This is a genomic window from Leptospiraceae bacterium, assembly GCA_024233835.1.
Classification (GTDB): domain Bacteria; phylum Spirochaetota; class Leptospiria; order Leptospirales; family Leptospiraceae; genus JACKPC01.
Genome location: JACKPC010000002.1, coordinates 632,008 through 651,049, shown reverse-complemented (window position 1 = coordinate 651,049; position 19,042 = coordinate 632,008). Strand labels below are relative to the sequence as shown.

The window sequence follows — 19,042 nt, the reverse complement described above, 5'->3', positions numbered from 1 at the left end:
TAATAATAATTACTTAAATGGGTCATAGAGAATCTTTTCGAGATAACGGCTTTCTTCCAAATGAACCCGTAGTTTATGAAAATTCCGGTTATTTTTATGATACGACCAATCATCAGAATTTAAAAATTTCAATAACTCTTTTTCTTTTTTATAATATGCCAGTAGGTATATATAACGTTCAACATCTCTCTTATCGTATACTTTTTCATTAAAAACTTTTTTATAAACTTCAATCGCTTTTCTGGAATTTCCGTAACGGAGTTCTGCTTCTGCTAAGAGTCTTAATTCATCATAAGAAAGTCCTCTGTTTCTTTCGTAAAGCTTTATAGCAGTTTTGTAATCTTTCTTTACCCTTGCCAAATAATATAGCTTAATATGAGCCAACTCGGATTGGTTCAATTTTTCGGAATAGGCATCATAGAATTTTAAGAAATCCGATTTCTTATCTAATTTCCAGAGACTCAAGAGATGTAATAGTTTCGCATCTGAATAGTTGTTCTTTAAATCTACAGCTTTTTTGGCTTCAAGAGCTGAATCATTAAACCTTTGTGTAAAATAATTAGCTAATGACAAATTTAATCTGTAAAATGGATCGTAGGGATCGCTTTGTACAGCCTGCTGGAAATATGGAATCGCTTCTTTCCAAATATGGAGATGGATATAGTTCATGCCTAAGAGAAACTGAGAACGATCATGTGATGGATTAATTTTTATAGCACTTTCTAAGGAAAGAATAGATTGATGAAATTTATTTTTGCTGTAATAGATAGCTCCTTCTATATAGTAGTAATCTACCGACTTCTTGTTTAATCTTCCAATATCTTTTAGAAGAGAAGTCGCTTCTTTTAAATTCCTGAATCGCAGGGCTCTGTAAGCTTCATTGGCCATCTGACGGATTTCAAGATTCATTTTCACTTTTTCTGGATCTTCTTCAGGCTCATTCTCTTTATTAGAGGGTTTTTCAGGTGATGAAATTTCAACAGTTTCTTTTGTTTTTAAAATTTCTTCGGCTTTTGGTGAAAAAGTAGGAAAAAGCCAGAGGGAAATGAAAATAATTAAACTTTTAAAATCTTGTCTATACATGTTAGTAACCTCGTAAACCCTTCACCGGAAGGAATGGGATGGGATGAATTTGAAATAATTGGTATTGATAAAGTTCGATGAATATCACCAATATAAATACAGGCATTATTAGACTCTAAAAAAAGAGTAAGTTCTTTATGATATTCAGAAATACTAAAAAGCATGGGTTTTTTTCCGTAATATAAGGCTTCAAGAGCACTCTGACCGAAGTAGGAAATGAAAAAAGAACAGTTAGAAAGATTATTAAAATACTCTAATTTACTAATTCTCTTACAATAAAGGACAGTATCAGATTTTGGGGGAAAATCACCGATTCGAGTATAGGAAAATGCCGAAAAATTTTGTAAGATCCATTCATCCAGGCGAATAACTTCTTCTCCCATATTGCCGCTATAGCAGAATATGTTATTACGGCCTTTGTCTTTTCTTTCAAATAAAGTAGCACAGGCGGGTAGTAAGAGGTTCTGTAAACTTTCTTCAAAAGAAACCTGCGGATGAGGGAGTATATCAAAATGGTTATAATATTTTCTATCCGGGCCGAAGTTATCAAGCAACAAAATTTTTAAATTTCGAAACTTATCAGGAATAATGTAATCTCTGTGATCAACAATCAGTAAATCATAATCTTGTTTATCGGGGAGAGTATGACTCATTTGAACCCTGTAAAACCTGGATTGTAATTGTATTAATAGTAACTTACAGCGTTCATAATGCCCGGAACCGTATAATTTTGGATCTGCATAGAGTAAAAATATGGATCCTGTATATGCTTTTTTTGAATTAACCGAAAAGCTTATCTGTTGAACAGTTTGATTATAGGTAAAGAAATTGGGATTTGAGCGATATAGGGAAAAAATATCCTGAAGAGAAAAGCTAAATATATCATCAAATTTGGAAAGGAGTTGTGAAGAAAATTCGTAGTCCTTTTTTTCATCTATAGTAAGGCGAAGTTTATTTGAAATTTCAATTTCCTCTTCTGTTAATAGGGCCTGCAATTTCAAAAAGTTGTATTCCCCTTCTTTTTCTTTCATATGAAGAGAAACGTGTTCATTATGTCTATCTAAAAAACCACCGGAAGGTTCTCTTTGAAGGCCAGAAAGAGTAAAGGCTTCTATACCGATTCCCAGTGGAAGTCCTTCAAAAGAAGCAATTTCTACTTCAGAATTTTGAAAGGCTTCCAGCAACAAAGAAATGTGTTCAATATCGATAAAGGGATTATCTCCGGTAAGTCGGAGGATTAATTCTGCATGAAAATGTAAAGCTGCCTGAAGATAACGTTCCCGTACATTATTTTCAGAACCTTCAAAGTAAAGATAGCCTTTGCTTTTTGCGTATTCCTTTAATTGACTGTCTCCTTCCGGGATGAGCAGAACAATCTGTGCTAAAGGGAGGACTTTCTGTAATCTATAAAAAATGTGGCAGAGAAGACTGGTGTTTGAATTTTCCGGGAGAGGATATAAAACTTTGCCGGGAAGGCGGCTCGAGCCGGTTCGGGCTTGAATAAATGCAAATGTTTTAGGCATTGAAGGTATACCATTCATCACAACTCAGACAGGGAAGACCGGTAAGTTCGTGTTCTAATTTTAAAGAATGTCGGAATGTATTGGAGTTTCGATTCCAAATTTCCATAATACTCTCCTTATTTATATTGCCGAGAATAACTTCTTTTTCTATTAATTGTCTACAGGCAGAAACATCTCCGTTTGCCTGTACGTAAAGTTCCCTTGCCAGATGCCAGCAAAATTCCCGCTTTACCGGTGTTAGATCTGTCACACGTTTTTCTTCAAGGTGATTTAGAAATCGGTTAAATTTTTGTAATATAACAGGTATTTTAAGTTTTTCAAAATAAGTAAAATATTCATTGATCTCAGAATCATTTTCCTGCATTCGAAGCATTTGTACATGAAAAGAAACAGTAGGAAATTGAGTTTTTAAACTTTGCAGTTTTTCTAATATTTTATTTACCGTGGTCGGGGCTTTATGTAGTTCTATAAATTTATCCTCCGAAAGAGTATTGAGGTTTATAATAATAGAACATTTTTTTTTCTGGTTCTCATCTAAGGAGGAAAGAAGGTCGCTCAGATTCTCAACATTTTTGTAAAATGCTGTTTCTATGATGAGCTCTTTAAGTTTATGTGAAGTTACAATTTCTTTGCAGATACTGGTCAATTCCGGGTGAAGTAGGGGTTCTCCCATGCCGCCGAGACAAACGGTAAGTTCGGAATTTCCGGACTCTACAGTATCCATTAAAACACGAATATTCTCTATATTTAATTGACTTCCGTCTTTTGTTTTGTCTATACTTTGTCTCGGACAAAAAGAACAGGAGGCTTTACAGGATCGGTATATCTCTAATTCAAGATAAGAAGGATAAGAACGAAAAAGATGCGAATTATCTAATAAACAGGTAAAGATATCTGAGTATGTTATATCCTTATTCAACTGAAGAAGGGAATAACAAAGTTGAATAGAACGAGGATTGGGTAGATGAAATTCCAGACGGTATTGTCTGAGATCGGGTTCTTTATAAAAAATCTCTACATCAAATTGGTTCAGGTTTTTTAGTAAATACTCATGAACGGTTCCGCTTAAGATAGGGGGTAAGGAATGAATGAATTCTCTTGAAAGAATATAGGGAACGATTCCCGGAGGAAGGTTTTCACTGTAGGAATACTGAGCAAGATACTTGCTGTGGCTTTCTTGCATTTCTTTATAAAGTTCGAGGTCGAAAAGAGGAGATATACCGTAAAAGTAGGCCAGGTGAACTTCATCGATATCGGGTTCCGGAAACCTGGATTCGGGTAAATCCTTAACTACCTCTAATAAAAAATCTTTTTCTTCTGTATGAGGGAGGATTTGAGCTTTTGGAAAAGAAATTGAAGAGGGTAGTTTCGTACAGTATATCGGTAAACCCGGAAAGGCAAGGTTTAACTTATCTAAAAAAATAGAAAATAAGAAATTTAGATGATTCGAATTATCTAAAGTAGCATAATGCGAAGTAGGGATAAAAACTGCAACCGCTGAAGCTGTGTAAACCTGTTTATTCATCTGAGTCCTTTATAACAAATTCCTGGCTGGGAAGGGGAAGACCGTGCTCATTCAAATATTCTGAATCAAAAATCTGGATATTGATTTCTTTTCTTCTTTGTTCAATCCATCGGGCAAAGGTCATGTCTTCTTTCTCACGGTAAAGAATGTTTTGAATGCCGGTTCGAATGTGTTCAAGGGGAGTTGGACGTTTTCCTTCGAGGAGGAGGATGCAGTAACGTTTTTTTTCATCCCGAAATACTTCTGAGATTGTACCAATGCCCATTCTGGCAGCAACTGAAGCTATAACTTTACTTTTATTAAAAATTTCAAAAGCCGGTGACCAGTCCATAAGTCCGTGATATAATTTGGATTCGTTTTGAGAACTTGAGGCAAGGCTAATAAACGCAGAGCGGTTTCCCCTTACCTTTTTGTAAATATTAGAAATATCTTTAAATATTCTTTGTTCTTCTTTAATGGATGAACCATTGGGAACAAGAGCAATTTCTCTATACCGCATCTCAAAGCCAACTTTGGTTTTATTCTTGTTATACCAGTCTTGAATCTCTTCCTCATTTGGTAACTGGGTAGGAATACGAATTTGCATAAGCTGAGCTTTTTTAATTTGAAAGGGAATCTCTCCTACCCAGAGATCATAAGGTAGACCGGTCTGGGATTCAATCACCTGTTCAAATTTTTTAGGATCGTCAATCTGCATGAGTTCCATACGTTTTTGGATTTCGCCTTCTATACGAGATTTATTGACCTGTATGGTTTCTTCATCAGCAGTTAAGTCTACAATAGCTCTCATTATTAAAAAATCCAAAACTCTGGATTTGATAGAGCCTTCTTTCTTCTTCTCCAGGTCCGGCATAAACTTTTTTAGTTTTTCATATTTTTCCAGCCCATCTTCGTAATCAAATTTAGTAATAGAAACAGAACCTACGATGGCCAGGATACTATTTAGAGAATCACCCGGATAAACATTTTTCCCGGATGGAATCAACAGGAATAGGAGAAGGAAATAGAAAAGTTTTTTTTGCATCAGGTACAGGATTTTCTTATTATTCTTACTGAAAACTTCTTTTTTCCTCTAAAAATTTTAGCTTTGAAAAAAGCCTTCAGGGTTCGAAGTTATCCAATTGAGTGTAAGAATAATCTCCGAAAGAATAATGAAGGGAAGCATAAAATCTCGTTTCGGCACGTTTTTCTTTTTGGCTTCGGATAAGGCTATAATCCAAAACGGATAGATGGAAAGATAGTGCATCCGTTTCGTCCCGGTTTTTATTGGCAAATTGAATTCCGAGTCCCAGAGCCAGGCCGAGACGACGCACATTTTCTCCTTTTTCGTTGTAGTATCCACCAAATTCCAGTCCTGTTTTGAGAATATAGGTATTTCTTTTTGTGAATGAATAGCTGAGTCCCTGGCTGATTTTAGCTTCAGCTCCTATACCTCTTTCAAAATCCGGTTTTTCTTCCATGCCATTTAGCTCAAAAGCCGATTTTTCCCATAAAATTTTTCTGAGTTCGGTATAATAAGCAAAGTTTTGTGAAAAATTGTATTTTATGCCAAAATCAATACTTTCCGCCTGTCTTTCTCTGAGTTTGTCTGCATTTCGATACTCATCCAGTCGAAATTTTCCGGGTGAGCTAGCAGCCAGTCCTATAGAAAAGTCACCCAGACTCAGAGCATAGGCAGCTCGTAAATAAACGGAGTAGGAAGAGAGAATATTCTCTCTGAAATAGAATGAGGGGCCGGCACTCAGGGTAAAGAAGCCAAATGCAGGGTTTCCAAAGCTTAAATGAAGGGGAACCGCGTAACCGAGGTTTCTTTCTTCGTGAGGGAAGTGTCTTGAAAATGTGCTTTTCCCGCTGATTCCCCAGCCGAAAAATTGAGAGGAGCGTATAAAAAAAGCTGCTGATAAGGGCTCGGCTGCTGCAAAACGTGCCTGTTTTGGGAAAACAAACCCTCCTCCGATATGGTGCTGATTTTTATAAAGTAAAAAACCCTGATTTTCATAAAGAGCAATAGACATGTCACTGTTTCCTAACCCGGAAGAAGCCATTCCAGCCGCCGAAGCAGAATTTATCTCCGGTTCATAGGAAGCATACTGGGAAAGCAGGTTTCCAGTTAAAAATAAATAGAAAATACAGATGAAAAATAGCACTCGCATTATCCTGTCAGATTTTTAAAGACTTCGGGATTGAAAAGGTTTTATGAAGAAAAAAATCTTCATAAATGGTTCGGGAGTATTCCTAACCGGCTAAGCTCCTGGTTCATCTGTTTTCGCTCAATTTTTCCGGGAAACTCCTACTGACTACCGGTAGTCAAGGAAATATCTCCCTGTTTATTTGAGCGGATGTGCTTCTCCTGAGGAGAACCATATTTTGCAACTTTATTGGGATAAAAGTATCTTAGTATGTATATGAGTTCAAAAGTTTCTGAAAATCACAAGATATATACAATTAAAGAAGAAATAGCAAATGGTATAATCCATGGAATCGGAACAGGGGTTAGCATCGCCGGTTTAACCGTATTAGTCGTGTTAGCTGTTTTTTTTGGGGAACCTATACACTTGGTAAGCTTTATCGTATATGGAGTTTCTCTAATTTTATTATATCTGGCTTCTACTTTGTATCATAGCTTTCAACATCCTCCAACCAAAAGAGTGTTTAAGATTATTGATCATTCAGCTATATTTATATTAATCGCAGGAACCTATACTCCTTTTACTATTCTCAGTATAAAAGGAACCCTGGGATGGACTTTCTTTTTTGTGATATGGGGTCTGGCCTTACTTGGCATCTTTTTTAAAATAGCTTTTATTCATAAATATAAGAAAGTTGGACTTGCTATTTATATTCTTATGGGATGGCTTTGTATTCTTGCCCTACCGGAAATGCTCGCTAAAATACCCAGAGGTGGTTTTTATTGGTTATTAGCCGGAGGCCTTTTTTATACTCTGGGAGTTATTTTTTATGTCTGGCATAAGCTTCCGTATCATCATGCGATCTGGCATGTCTTTGTTTTAATGGGAAGTGTCTGTCATTATTTTGCGGTTCTTTTTTATTTGATTCCGGTAGATATGATTCAAAGAGCCTGTGAATATATACAAACCATTCATTAGGAAAGATAATATGTCTTTAACGGTTATAGTTATCGATTTTCATTACAAATCATTGTTGGAATTTATTCTCTTTGGTTTATCTCTTTCTCAGTGCGACAGTTCTTGAAAGTTTTATCCAAATAATCAATGTCAATTTGTATCATTTTCTTATGGTGTAATTCAATCATATAATGATATAATTTATTATTACAGAAGGCAAAATCTTTTAGGACAGGAAAGGAAAGATCTGCTGCTTTCTGTAGTTCTTCTTTTTTCTTCTGCAAAGGAATATCCGGTCGATTTACCATTTGATAGCGGTTTAAGAAAAATTGCCGGTATATCTCCCCCTTTTCAAAAAGATAAATATCATCTAATGGATCTTGAATAATTTGTAAGAATAGACTATCTGCTTCTCTATAGTTTTTATCTCTCAGGTTTGTGAGTTGTGCTTTTACTAATTTACACCACCTGTTTTTTTGAAAAATAGGATGCTCTATTTGATTTAAAAGCAAAACGTGACAGAAGGTTTGGATGGAAAAATTCCTGTAATACTGCCAGTGGTTCTTATACTGATTCTTTTCTACTTTATCAAGAAAGGTCTTGATTTCCGGAACAGGTTTTTGCATAACTTGAAACGTATTATTTTCAGGGTATAGGATTTCCTTATATAAGCCATAATCAATATACTTTAAAGGAAACCTATAGTTCTTGTTGAAAGCAGTTATTTCTCTTGTTGTGAAAACTCGGATTCCCCTATCCAGGTAAGAAGAGACAAAATTCAAAAAAAGCACCTGTTTTCTTTGTATATCCTTTTCATCTTTTCTCTCGAAATAACGAAGCGGAAATAGAGACGAAACCTGTGAAACTATCTTAATATCCGGTCGGAAACCTTCCACAAAATGAACATAGCCTATCTGCCCGCCTAAATCTGTGTCTGTATTGGTAAACAGTACGGCATTTTGCGGTAAACTTTTAAGAATAATCTGACTATAATCCTGTGCAAAGGTATCTTTTCGAAGATTATTTTTTGTGAAATTTGTAATAAACTGGAAAGCAAGCAGAAAAATCAGCAGAGCATATACCAGATTAGAATATTTAGTTTTAGCTAATAATTCTTTTATGGAATATACAGCTATACTAATATATAGAATACCGACAGAATAGGACGTGAGTAACCAGTAGCCAAATAGCTCTGCTGTGAACTGGTTGAACTCGGTGCGAAAGCTAAAGAGTAATAATACGGGTGTTATTATAAAAAAAATAAAAAGACTCAAAAATAATTGTCTGTTTAGTAATTTGTAAGAGAAGTAAATTCCACTATATACGAATGGAAAAAAGAGAATATTTTCTTCTTTTATAGGAAAGAGGAAAAATTCTCTGAGAAAAAGAAGGGCCTGTTTTATGCCCGCTGTTTGGAGGCTATCCATTGCCCATTGTTCTTTTCGAATAATGTGTTCCCAGACAAGTTGGACTGTTTTTAGTTTGCCGTAGAAGAAAAATTCAGAATAATAGCCGGACAGATATAAATGCAAGTAAGGAGTTAAACCTAAGAGCAAAAGTCCTACAGCGGGCAGGCTATTTTGTAAAAGCTCCCGCCTTCTATGCCAGAGTAGAACTACAAACCCGGATGAACAGAGTATGATCAGAGGCCAGTGATTGCTTAAAGATAAGCCATAGATAAAGGAAAATAAAAACCATATTTTTTTGTTAAAAGATTCATAGAGCAGCAAAGCAAGATAAAGCAAAAGTAAGAAGAAAAATTGGTTCATCATATAAACTTCTGCGGTAATTGACTGGAACCAATAGCTATAGGATGAAGTGAGAATAAGAGAGGCGAAAAAGGCACTTCCTTTGCTTATAGAACGACTGATGCTCCCTGAACGTAGTCGAAGGGAACAAATGCGAAGGGAGATAAAATAGAACAGAACTGTACCTATTGCACCCAGAAGGGCGTTTAAAAGGTGAATGCGGAAGGCAACAGTAAAGAAGGGCCATCTGGCAAAAAGCCCTCCGAGTAAAGTATAAAGCGGATAGCCCGGAGGATGGGCTACACCAAAATAATTAGCCGAAATCAAAAAGGAAGCCGAATCTTCCATTGTTACCGTATCCGGCATTGTACTTATGTACAATAATAGAGATAAAATAAAGCTTATAAATGGAAGAGAAAATTTGTTTGAGTTATTTTTTCTCATTATCCTTTTTGAAATAATACTTATAGGTCATGTAGGTTTCTGCTCCTGTGGGCGGAGGGGGAAATTTAATATTTTTAATGATTTCTAATATACATGTATTTAATGTATTATCATTCAAATCACTGCTGATAAGTTCTGCTCTTTTTACCACACCATTTTCATTGATAATCCAGTCGATTTCTACAAACCCATCGGTTTGTTTGGGATTCGTTGCAATAAAACGGTTATAGCAATCCTGAACTACTCGCACCTTTTTTCGTAGGGAGTTATTTACTGCAATTTCTTTATACGGGTCTTTGTCTTTCCCTTTTCCTTCACCCCTGTTTAAACTATATTGCAGACTTTTCATTGTTTTCAAATACATCTCTTTTTGCTTTTGCGAGTTGTAAAAAAATAATACTGTGATAGCTAATAAAGAGAAAGTTAATACTCCTATTATTAGATTTTTCTTGTCCATAGATTTTTTACCTCTGAGAGAATTGGTTTTTTCATGAAAACATGCCGGGGAAATACAATTCCCCGGACTTTTATCCCTATTACTTTTAAGCTTTACTATCTCTTAAACACATACACTGCACCCGAGTCAATGGCTGAGTTATCTGCACTGGCTGTGGTACTAATAGTAGTCTGATTGCTATCTTCCTGAGAAGCACCTACCACGATTGTATCAGAAGAGATGGAAACAGATTCACCAAACGTATCATCTGCCTGTGCATTTGGTGCTTTTAGATAGGAATCTTGAGACCAGATGGTTCCATTTCTCTTAAATACATAGACAGCACCTGAGTCACTGGCTGAGTTATCTGCACTGGCTGTAGTACCGTTTGTGATAGTAGTCTGGTTACTATCTTCCTGATAAGCACCAACCACAATTGTATCAGTATCTATAGATATAGATCCACCAAAAGCATCCTCGTTACCGTTGTTAGGAGCTTTGAGATAGGCTTCCTGAATCCAGGTAGTTCCACTTCTCTTGAAAACATAAACCGCTCCTGAGTAAGTATCATTATTACTACTGGCAGTTGTTCCATTGGTAATAGTCGTCTGATTACTTTGTTCTCCATCAGCACCAACTGCTATAGTGTCTGAATAAATAGAGACAGTGCGTCCAAACATATCACCTGCTCCTGCATTGGATGCTTTCAGGTAGGCTTCCTGCGCCCAGGTAGTTCCATTTCTTTTGAATACATAGGCAGCACCGGCGTTTGATGCCGAATTATCCGTACTGGCAGTTGTTCCATTGGTAATGGTGGTCTGGTTGCTGTCTTCATAATGAGCACCTACTACTATAGTATCAGAAGATATTGCAACAGATTCTCCAAAGTATTCACTACTACTGGCTACAACGGGAGGCTTCAGATAGGCTTCCTGAGTCCAGGTGGTTCCACTTCTTTTAAATACATATACCGCGCCGGCTCTGGAAATGGAATTATCTGCACTTGCTGTAGTCCCATTTGTTATAGTTGTCTGATTACTGGCTTCTCTATGAGCTGCTACAGCTATTGTATCAGAAGAGATCGCTACAGCATTACCAAAATAGTCATTAGATTCTGAGTTGGGTGCTTTTAGGTATGCTTCTTGCGCCCAGATAGTTCCACTTCTTTTGAATACATAAGCAGCACCATAATTAACAGCAGTTTCATTTGTGCTGGCTGTAGTACCATTGGTAATGGTAGTCTGATTACTTTTTTCTCCTTCAGAGCCTACAACAATTGTATCTGAAGATATAGCAACAGAACAGCCAAATAAATAAGATGCTTTTGCATTAGGTGCTTTTAAATAGGCTTCCTGCGCCCAGGTAGTTCCACTTCTTTTATATACATAAACTGCACCAGCAGACGTAAGAGAATTATCCGTGCTGGCAGTTGTTCCATTGGTGATAGTGGTCTGGTTGCTGGCTTCATTCTGAGCTCCTACAACTAAAGTATCAGAGTCTATTGCTACCCTTCTACCAAAACCATCACTTGCATTTGCATTGGCTGCTTTTATATAACCCTCATTACCGAATAATCCATTTACAGTTATGCTAATAGTAGTTGTAGTGCTACCACCGCTATTCGTTGCTGTTATGGTATAGCTTGTGGCCGCCTGTGAAGCAGTGGGAGTTCCACTGAGAGCACAGGAGGTACTGTCAATACTCAGTCCCGCCGGTAATGACGGACTCGATGTACAGGAAGTGACTGTTCCTGTGACAGTTGGAGTCTGGGTTGTGATAGCTGTGTTTTTAGTGAATGTAAACGGGCTACCACTATAACTCAAACCGGATGGAGAGGTTGTTCCTGTACCTGTGCCTGTGGCTGTTCCTGTACCTGTGCCTGTGGTTGTTCCTGTACCTGTGCCTGTAGTTGTTCCTGTGCTGGTCGATGTCGAAGCAGCTTGTGACTGAGATGCTGCTGCCAAACCCAAAAGAAGTATTAAATCATCCTTCTTTTTCTTATTACAACTAACAAGAAATACTAACATTATAATAGTAGTTAATACTTTACTTTTCATAACAATGTCCTTTTTTTTAGAATAAAGAAAATAAAATAAAAAAATTAATTTTAAACATACTGTTCTCACTTTTTCGATTAGGTAAATTAATACTTTTTGAATTTTAGAATTCTGTAATATTTAAGGCTTTAAAGACTTTGTGGCGGCCATTTACAGTAAGTTTAATTTTGTGATATCTACCGGAGTGGATTTTGGATCTGCACCCTTGATATCATGACTTAAAATATTAGAAAAAGATATTGTACAAATCATTAAAGTGATAAAATTATAGGTTATCCTCATATTATTTTCCTTTAGCATATTAATCATAAATCTTATATACCATTTGTATTGATTTTAAAAGGTTTTATTTAAGCGTCTGTTTTTAATTAAGGAGCGTCAATTTTAAAAAAAATGATAAGAGCAAAAAAAACTAGGTATTTTACCTAGTTTTTTCGAGATAGTATATGGGAACCTCTAAAAAAGGTAGTCAGTAAATATTTGTTTTATGAGCAATATGGAACATATTTGAATCCCAATCACGAAAAAAAGCTGGAAAAGATAGGTGATCCATTGAAAAAACTTTCAGAATTAATAAATAGACATGTTGGCAAATTAAACTTGTACAAAATTCAATAAAAATAATATTGTCCTTATGGACATAGAAAAAATTATTTCTGATAAGAGAAGTTGTCTTGCACATATCGGTATGGAGTATAAAGAATTTGTAGAAATATTATCATATTTTGAAACTGCTTACCTATCTTATAAAAAAAAGAAATGCAGGTAGAACTTTCAAACTTGATACCATGAAAAAAAGATTATTCTTTGTTTTATACTATTTTAAAACATATCCGACTTTCGATGTTCTTGGTGGAGCATTTGGAATGGATCGTGGAACTGCCTGCAAATGGGTTCATAGATATACAGAAGTATTATTGGAAGCATTGCAAGAAATGGATTTGCTTCCACGAAGAAAATTTAAAGATAAACAAGAATTTTTAAATTATTTTCCTGAAATAAGATTGGTTGTACTTGATGGAACTGAAAGGCGTAGAAGAAGACCAAAGGATAGTAAAGAACAAAAGGAATATTATTCTGGAAAAAAAATTCCATTCGGTAAAAAACCTTTGCATGGGAGATACAAACAAAAAAAATTTGTTTGTATCAAAAACCTATCCAGGTAAAGAACATGATAAAACAATATTTTTGAATGAAAAGTTGTATGAAATATTGCCTGATGAAGTAAGAAAATACTTTGATTCGGCTTTTGAAGGGTTAGAGAAAGATTGTCCAGATATGGTAAAAATTTGCAAGCCTAAAAAAAAGAAAAGAGGGCAAAAGGAATTGCAAAAAATGGTAAAAAAGAAAAATAAAAAGATCAGCAAAAAAAGAATTGTCATTGAAAATGCGTTTGCTGCTGTAAAGCGTTTAAAAATAACTTGGGATATTTTCAGGAACAAAAAAGAGGGTTTTGTTGATAAAATTTTCTGGATAGCATGTGGTCTTTGGAATGTTCACTTGCACCTAAAGACTTAAATTACCAATATGTCTAATACTTATAGGTCATGTAGGTTTCTGCTCCTGTGGGCGGAGGGGGAAATTTAATATTTTTAATGATTTCTAATATACATGTATTTAATGTATTATCATTCAAATCACTGCTGATAAGTTCTGCTCTTTTTACCACACCATTTTCATTGATAATCCAGTCGATTTCTACAAACCCATCGGTTTGTTTGGGATTCGTTGCAATAAAACGGTTATAGCAATCCTGAACTACTCGCACCTTTTTTCGTAGGGAGTTATTTACTGCAATTTCTTTATACGGGTCTTTGTCTTTCCCTTTTCCCTCACCCCTGTTTAAACTATATTGCAGACTTTTCATTGTTTTCAAATAGATCTCTTTTTGCTTTTGCGAGTTGTAAAAAAATAATACTGTGATAGCTAATAAAGAGAAAGCTAATGCTCCTATTATTAGATTTTTCTTGTCCATAGATTTTTCCTTTGTTTATTATCTTAGCCCGCGATTATGATTCGGCTGATCCCAATCCCGGGCTAAGATAAATTCGACTTCTAAAGCTTAATGAAGTAAAGCATCACTACTTGCGAAACACATAAACCGCTCCAGCTTGTGAAGCAGAATTATCCGCACTGGCAGTTGTGCCGTTGGTTATGGTTGTCTGGTTGCTGTCTTCCAGATGAGCTGCCACAGCGACTGTATCCGCATTCACAGAAACGGAAATACCAAAACTGTCACCTGTTTCGGCATTGGCTGCCTTGAGATAGGCTTCCTGTGCCCAGGTTGTGCCACTTCGTTTGAACACATACACAGCTCCGGAGCCTGATGCAGAATTATCCGCACTGGCAGTTGTGCCATTGGTTATGGTTGTCTGGTTTGAGTCTTCCTGATAAGCTCCCACAGCAAGGGTATCTGAGGAGATAGATACAGGAGAACCAAAATAGTCACTTGCTTCGGCATTGGCTGCCTTGAGATAGGCTTCCTGTGTCCAGCTTGTGCCGCTTCGCTTAAACACATACACCGCTCCAACACTTGAAGCAGTATTAACCGCACTGGCAGTTGTGCCATTAGTTATGGTTGTCTGGTTGCTGTCTTCCCCGAAAGCTCCCACAGCAAGGGTATCTGAGGATATGGAAACATATCGACCAAAAAAGTCACTTGCTTCGGCATTGGGTGCCTTGAGATAGGCTTCCTGTGCCCAGCTTGTGCCACTTCGCTTAAACACATACACCGCACCGGAGTTAGCAGCAGAATTATCCGCACTGGCAGTTGTGCCATTGGTTATGGTCGTCTGGTTGCTATCTTCCTGCTGAGCTCCCACAGCGACTGTATCCGCATTCACAGAAACGGAAATACCAAAATTGTCATTTGCTTCGGCATTGGCTGCCTTGAGATAGGCTTCCTGTGCCCAGGTTGTGCCACTTCGCTTAAACACATACACCGCACCGGAGTTAGCAGCAGAATTATCCGCACTGGCAGTTGTGCCATTGGTTATGGTTGTCTGGTTGCTAGCCTCCTTGTAAGCTCCCACAGCGACTGTATCCGCATTCACAGAAACGGAAATACCAAAACTGTCACCTGTTTCGGCATTGGCTGCCTTGAGATAGGCTTCCTGTGCCCAGGTTGTGCCACTTCGTTTGAACACATACACAGCTCCGGAGCCTGATGCAGAATTATCCGCACTGGCAGTTGTGCCGTTGGTTATGGTTGTCTGGTTGCTGTCTTCCAGATGAGCTGCCACAGCGACTGTATCCGCATTCACAGAAACGGAAATACCAAAATTGTCATTTGCTTCGGCATTGGCTGCCTTGAGATAGGCTTCCTGTGCCCAGGTTGTGCCACTTCGCTTAAACACATACACCGCACCGGAGTTAGCAGCAGAATTATCCGCACTGGCAGTTGTGCCATTGGTTATGGTTGTCTGGTTGCTAGCCTCCTTGTAAGCTCCCACAGCAAGAGTATCTGAGGAGATAGATACAGAACTACCAAAATTGTCATTTGCTTCGGCATTGGCTGCCTTGAGGTAGGCTTCCTGTGCCCAGACACCCTCTATTGTAATGCTAATACTGGCTGTTGTGCTACCTCCGCTATTCGTTGCTGTTATGGTATAGCTTGTGGCCGCCTGTGAAGCAGTGGGAGTTCCACTGAGAGCACAGGAGATACTGTCAATACTCAGTCCCGCCGGTAATGACGGACTCGATGTACAGGAAGTGACTGTTCCTATGACAGTTGGAGTCTGGGTTGTGATAGCTGTGTTTTTAGTGAATGTAAACGGGCTACCACTATAACTCAAACCGGATGGAGCGGTTGTACCTGTGGTTGTTCCTGTACCTGTGCCTGTGGTTGTTCCTGTACCTGTGCCTGTGGTTGTTCCTGTACCTGTGCCTGTAGTTGTTCCTGTGCCGGTCGGTGTCGAAGCAGCTTGTGACTGAGATGCTGCTGCCAAACCCAAAAGAAGTATTAAATCATCCTTCTTTTTCTTATTACAACTAACAAGAAATACTAACATTATAATAGTAGTTAATACTTTACTTTTCATAACAATGTCCTTTTTTTTAGAATAAAGAAAATAAAATAAAAAATTTAATTTTAAACATACTGTTCTCACTTTTTCGATTAGGCAAATTAATACTTTTTGAATTTTAGAATTCTGTAATATTTAAGGCTTTAAAGACTTTGTGGCGGCCATTTACAGTAAGTTTAATTTTGTGATATCTACCGGAGTGGATTTTGGATCTGCACCCTTGATATCATGACTTAAAATATTAGAAAAAGATATTGTACAAATCATTAGAGTGATAAAATTATAGGTTATCCTCATATTATTTTCCTTTAGCATATTAATCATAAATCTTATATACCATTTGTATTGATTTTAAAAGGTTTTATTTAAGCGTCTGTTTTTAATTAAGGAGCGTCAATTTTAAAAAAAATGATAAGAGCAAAAAAAACTAGGTATTTTACCTAGTTTTTTCGAGATAGTATATGGGAACCTCTAAAAAAGGTAGTCAGTAAATATTTGTTTTATGAGCAATATGGAACATATTTGAATCCCAATCACGAAAAAAAGCTGGAAAATCGGTGAAAATTACCCTATTTCACCGATTCAAGAGAAAAAATAGGGTGAAAACTTTGAGTATTTGAAAAGCATTGAAGAGTTGGCTTTATTGAGGTGGATAAAATTTGAAGTTAATAGAGGTTCCCTTAAGTCAGAATAAGGAATGGCACTTATTAGCAAATTTCTAATATTGCGATATTTCATGCAAGGAAAATATTATTCTATATCACTCGAAACTAACGAGCTTTGCAGGGATTCGTTCGACTGCGATGAAAAAAAACTACATGTGAACCAAAAGGCTTATATCTCTAATATCTCTACATAGATAATACTAATATTATCTCTTCCGTAATTGCGCAGACTTTTATTTTTAAGAGAAGATATTTTCTCCGAAATTCCTTCTTTTGTAACACAATCATAGAGCTCCAGGGCCGTCATGCTTTCCCAGAGTCCGTCTGTACAGATGAGAAACACATTTCCCTTCTGGGGGATGATTTCCCTATAAGAGAGTAGGGGTTTATTATTCGTCATATCGCCGCTGATAGAAGAGGTGATGATATTTTTTTGTGGATGGGTACGCATTTCTTCCTCGGCAATTATCCCGGATTCGTATAGTCCCTGGACGAGAGAATGGTCGATGGTAAGTTTTTCCAGGTGATTTCCATTTAACCTGTAAACACGACTATCCCCACAACTGAAAATAGTAGCTTTCTCAGGACTAATAAACATGCCGGAAACGGTAGTGCCCAGACCCAGAGATTTCTTATCTTCTTTTACGATATCATTCAGGACCATTCTGGCATCGTTAAAAGTTTTCTGTACCTGCTTTTTTTGGTCCAGCTTCCCGGAATTATCTTTTAATATTTCTAAAACTTTTCGACTGGCAACCTCTCCTTTTGTGTGACCTCCCATCCCATCAGCAACAGCGAGGAGGAGTTTATCACTTTCCAGGACTTTGGTGATAGGCTCTTCCATATTTGCTTCAGAAATAAGCTCATCCTGCACAAGGAGGCTATCTTCATTGTTTTTTCTAACTTTTCCGAAGTGACTTAAATACGATACCTGTATTTTCATTTTCAATAAATTATTAACTAAAGAATATAATCTGAATGTCCTATTTTCTTCAATAGTATTTTTATTCATACCCTGTTTTTATCGATTTTTTTTAGGTGACATAAGATATTTTTTTCAATACTGTAAAATTGTAAATAAATTATTAATAAAAGTGCTTGATTTATTCGCTTAACAGTATATAAAGTTCAAGGAAATAGAGAGTAAAAAATATGTCAAGATCAGCACGTGCACTCGGCTTAAAACCCATTACGGAGCAGCCATATAAGGTTGTAATTGCAGAAGACTCATTCATGGATAGAATGCTCGTAAGAAGATTTCTCCTATATGAAGCCTTTCAAATTGTAGCTGAAGTCGAAAATGGGCAGGCTCTGGTCAGCACCGTACTCAATATGGAGGAAAAACCGGATATTATTTGTGTTGATTATGATATGCCGGTGAAAAATGGTGTAGACGCAATTAAAGAAATTAAGCAAGAGATGCCGGAAATAAAAACTGTAGTAATTACGGCTCATGCTAATAAAGAAATGCTACAGGAGCTCCATCAATTAAAAATTGGAGCATTTATTGTAAAACCATTTTCTAAAGTTCAAATTGAGGAGAAATTAGCCAGGATGCTGGGCCGAAATGACTTTTTAGATAAAAGTATAGCCGGTCATAGCAGATATACGGTTAATTTGAGTGAAATTAAGATTCCTCCTATGCCTACTGTTGTAATGAAGGTGCTTAATTTTGACTCTCAGAAAAGTGGAGGGAGTCAGGAACTGGAAAAAATTATTTCTCCGGATAAGGCCATCAGTGCTAACATTATTCGAATCGCCAATTCTGCTTTTTACGGTCGATCGGGGAAAATAACCTCTCTGAAGGATGCCATTACCCTGATGGGTATGAAGATGATCAAAAACATTGTCCTTGTAGGTTTTCAAAAGAGCTTCTCCAATAGTCTTCTGCAACATGAGTCTTTCCAAAAACAATTACATTTGCAGCCGATCCTTACTTCCCTTATAACACTTGATTTATTGGGTCCTTTAAAACTGGATCATTTAAAAGAAAACATATTTACCCTGACTCTTCTTCGTAAAGTTGGGATGATTGTTCTGGCTTTAAATTTTACCAAGTCTTATAAAGATGTTTTAAAACTCGCCAGTGTAGGCATAAAGACTGTATTTGAATTAGAATCCGAAGTTTTTACTGCGAACTCTATTGAAGTAGGAAAACAGGTTTTTAAAATATGGAAAATGCCGGAAGTCTATACTCATGTGGTAGAAAATCAAAATTTCCATCCCAAGGAAATAAAACAGGTAAGTGATCTGGATAGGGTAATTCGTCTGGCAGAAATCATTGCGGATAGGCATCTCCTGACACCTTTAACAGAAGACAAGGTAGAGTTAGAGGATCTGATTTTTGCTCACTACGAAGCTCCTCCTGAGCTAAAAGAATTATTCCTCGATGAAGATTATTACGATAACTTAAAAGACCACCCATTCTTAGAAATGAGTAAATCTTAACA

General features: G+C 36.8%; 15 protein-coding genes. 4 read left to right on the top strand and 11 right to left on the bottom strand.

Features of this window, described 5'->3' with window-relative positions; translation table 11 throughout:
- Positions 1-9 precede the first annotated feature (9 nt).
- The 5 genes from H7A25_12150 to H7A25_12130 form a co-directional block, all read right to left on the bottom strand.
- Positions 10-1,083: a hypothetical protein gene (locus H7A25_12150; GenBank protein MCP5500651.1), complete on the bottom strand. Its 1,074-nt coding sequence runs from the start codon at positions 1,081-1,083 to the stop codon at positions 10-12.
- Entirely contained in the window at positions 1,056-2,606 is a 1,551-nt protein-coding gene (locus H7A25_12145) for a spore coat biosynthesis protein F (protein MCP5500650.1), read from the bottom strand. Before H7A25_12145 ends, H7A25_12150 begins: the two co-directional genes overlap by 28 nt.
- Entirely contained in the window at positions 2,599-4,131 is a 1,533-nt protein-coding gene (locus tag H7A25_12140) for a spiro-SPASM protein (protein ID MCP5500649.1), read from the bottom strand. Before H7A25_12140 ends, H7A25_12145 begins: the two co-directional genes overlap by 8 nt.
- Complete coding sequence (locus H7A25_12135) at positions 4,124-5,155, bottom strand: putative peptidyl-prolyl cis-trans isomerase (protein MCP5500648.1); 1,032 nt, start codon at positions 5,153-5,155, stop codon at positions 4,124-4,126. The genes H7A25_12140 and H7A25_12135 overlap by 8 nt, the downstream gene beginning before the upstream one ends.
- Before the next feature lie 76 nt (positions 5,156-5,231).
- Positions 5,232-6,278, bottom strand: a complete 1,047-nt coding sequence (locus H7A25_12130) for a hypothetical protein (protein ID MCP5500647.1) — start codon at positions 6,276-6,278, stop codon at positions 5,232-5,234.
- Between the two features lie 258 nt (positions 6,279-6,536).
- On the opposite strand from H7A25_12130, the gene H7A25_12125 reads away from it, so the two are divergent.
- On the top strand, positions 6,537-7,238 hold the full coding sequence (locus tag H7A25_12125) for a hemolysin III family protein (protein ID MCP5500646.1): 702 nt from the start codon (positions 6,537-6,539) through the stop codon (positions 7,236-7,238).
- A 62-nt stretch (positions 7,239-7,300) separates the two neighbouring features.
- Here H7A25_12125 and H7A25_12120 read toward each other — a convergent pair whose 3' ends face one another.
- From H7A25_12120 to H7A25_12110, 3 genes are all read right to left on the bottom strand, one after another.
- Complete coding sequence (locus tag H7A25_12120; GenBank protein ID MCP5500645.1) at positions 7,301-9,409, bottom strand: DUF2723 domain-containing protein; 2,109 nt, start codon at positions 9,407-9,409, stop codon at positions 7,301-7,303.
- The gene (locus H7A25_12115) at positions 9,396-9,866 is read right to left on the bottom strand and encodes an AgmX/PglI C-terminal domain-containing protein (GenBank protein MCP5500644.1); all 471 of its coding nucleotides are present in this window, start codon (positions 9,864-9,866) and stop codon (positions 9,396-9,398) included. The genes H7A25_12120 and H7A25_12115 overlap by 14 nt, the downstream gene beginning before the upstream one ends.
- Before the next feature lie 95 nt (positions 9,867-9,961).
- Entirely contained in the window at positions 9,962-11,872 is a 1,911-nt protein-coding gene (locus H7A25_12110) for a hypothetical protein (GenBank protein MCP5500643.1), read from the bottom strand.
- A gap of 818 nt (positions 11,873-12,690) precedes the next feature.
- On the opposite strand from H7A25_12110, the gene H7A25_12105 reads away from it, so the two are divergent.
- Positions 12,691-13,068: a transposase gene (locus H7A25_12105; protein MCP5500642.1), complete on the top strand. Its 378-nt coding sequence runs from the start codon at positions 12,691-12,693 to the stop codon at positions 13,066-13,068.
- Positions 13,016-13,420 (top strand): transposase, encoded by a 405-nt coding sequence (locus H7A25_12100; protein ID MCP5500641.1) that lies wholly within the window; start codon positions 13,016-13,018, stop codon positions 13,418-13,420. Before H7A25_12105 ends, H7A25_12100 begins: the two co-directional genes overlap by 53 nt.
- A gap of 13 nt (positions 13,421-13,433) precedes the next feature.
- Here H7A25_12100 and H7A25_12095 read toward each other — a convergent pair whose 3' ends face one another.
- The 3 genes from H7A25_12095 to H7A25_12085 form a co-directional block, all read right to left on the bottom strand.
- Positions 13,434-13,877: an AgmX/PglI C-terminal domain-containing protein gene (locus tag H7A25_12095; protein MCP5500640.1), complete on the bottom strand. Its 444-nt coding sequence runs from the start codon at positions 13,875-13,877 to the stop codon at positions 13,434-13,436.
- A 106-nt stretch (positions 13,878-13,983) separates the two neighbouring features.
- Positions 13,984-15,942, bottom strand: coding sequence for a hypothetical protein (locus H7A25_12090; GenBank protein ID MCP5500639.1), 1,959 nt, complete (start codon positions 15,940-15,942; stop codon positions 13,984-13,986).
- Positions 15,943-16,761: 819 nt separating this feature from the next.
- Complete coding sequence (locus tag H7A25_12085) at positions 16,762-17,604, bottom strand: serine/threonine-protein phosphatase (GenBank protein ID MCP5500638.1); 843 nt, start codon at positions 17,602-17,604, stop codon at positions 16,762-16,764.
- A gap of 140 nt (positions 17,605-17,744) precedes the next feature.
- Here H7A25_12085 and H7A25_12080 point away from each other — a divergent pair, with 140 nt between their 5' ends.
- Positions 17,745-19,040, top strand: a complete 1,296-nt coding sequence (locus H7A25_12080) for an HDOD domain-containing protein (GenBank protein MCP5500637.1) — start codon at positions 17,745-17,747, stop codon at positions 19,038-19,040.
- Positions 19,041-19,042 lie beyond the last annotated feature (2 nt).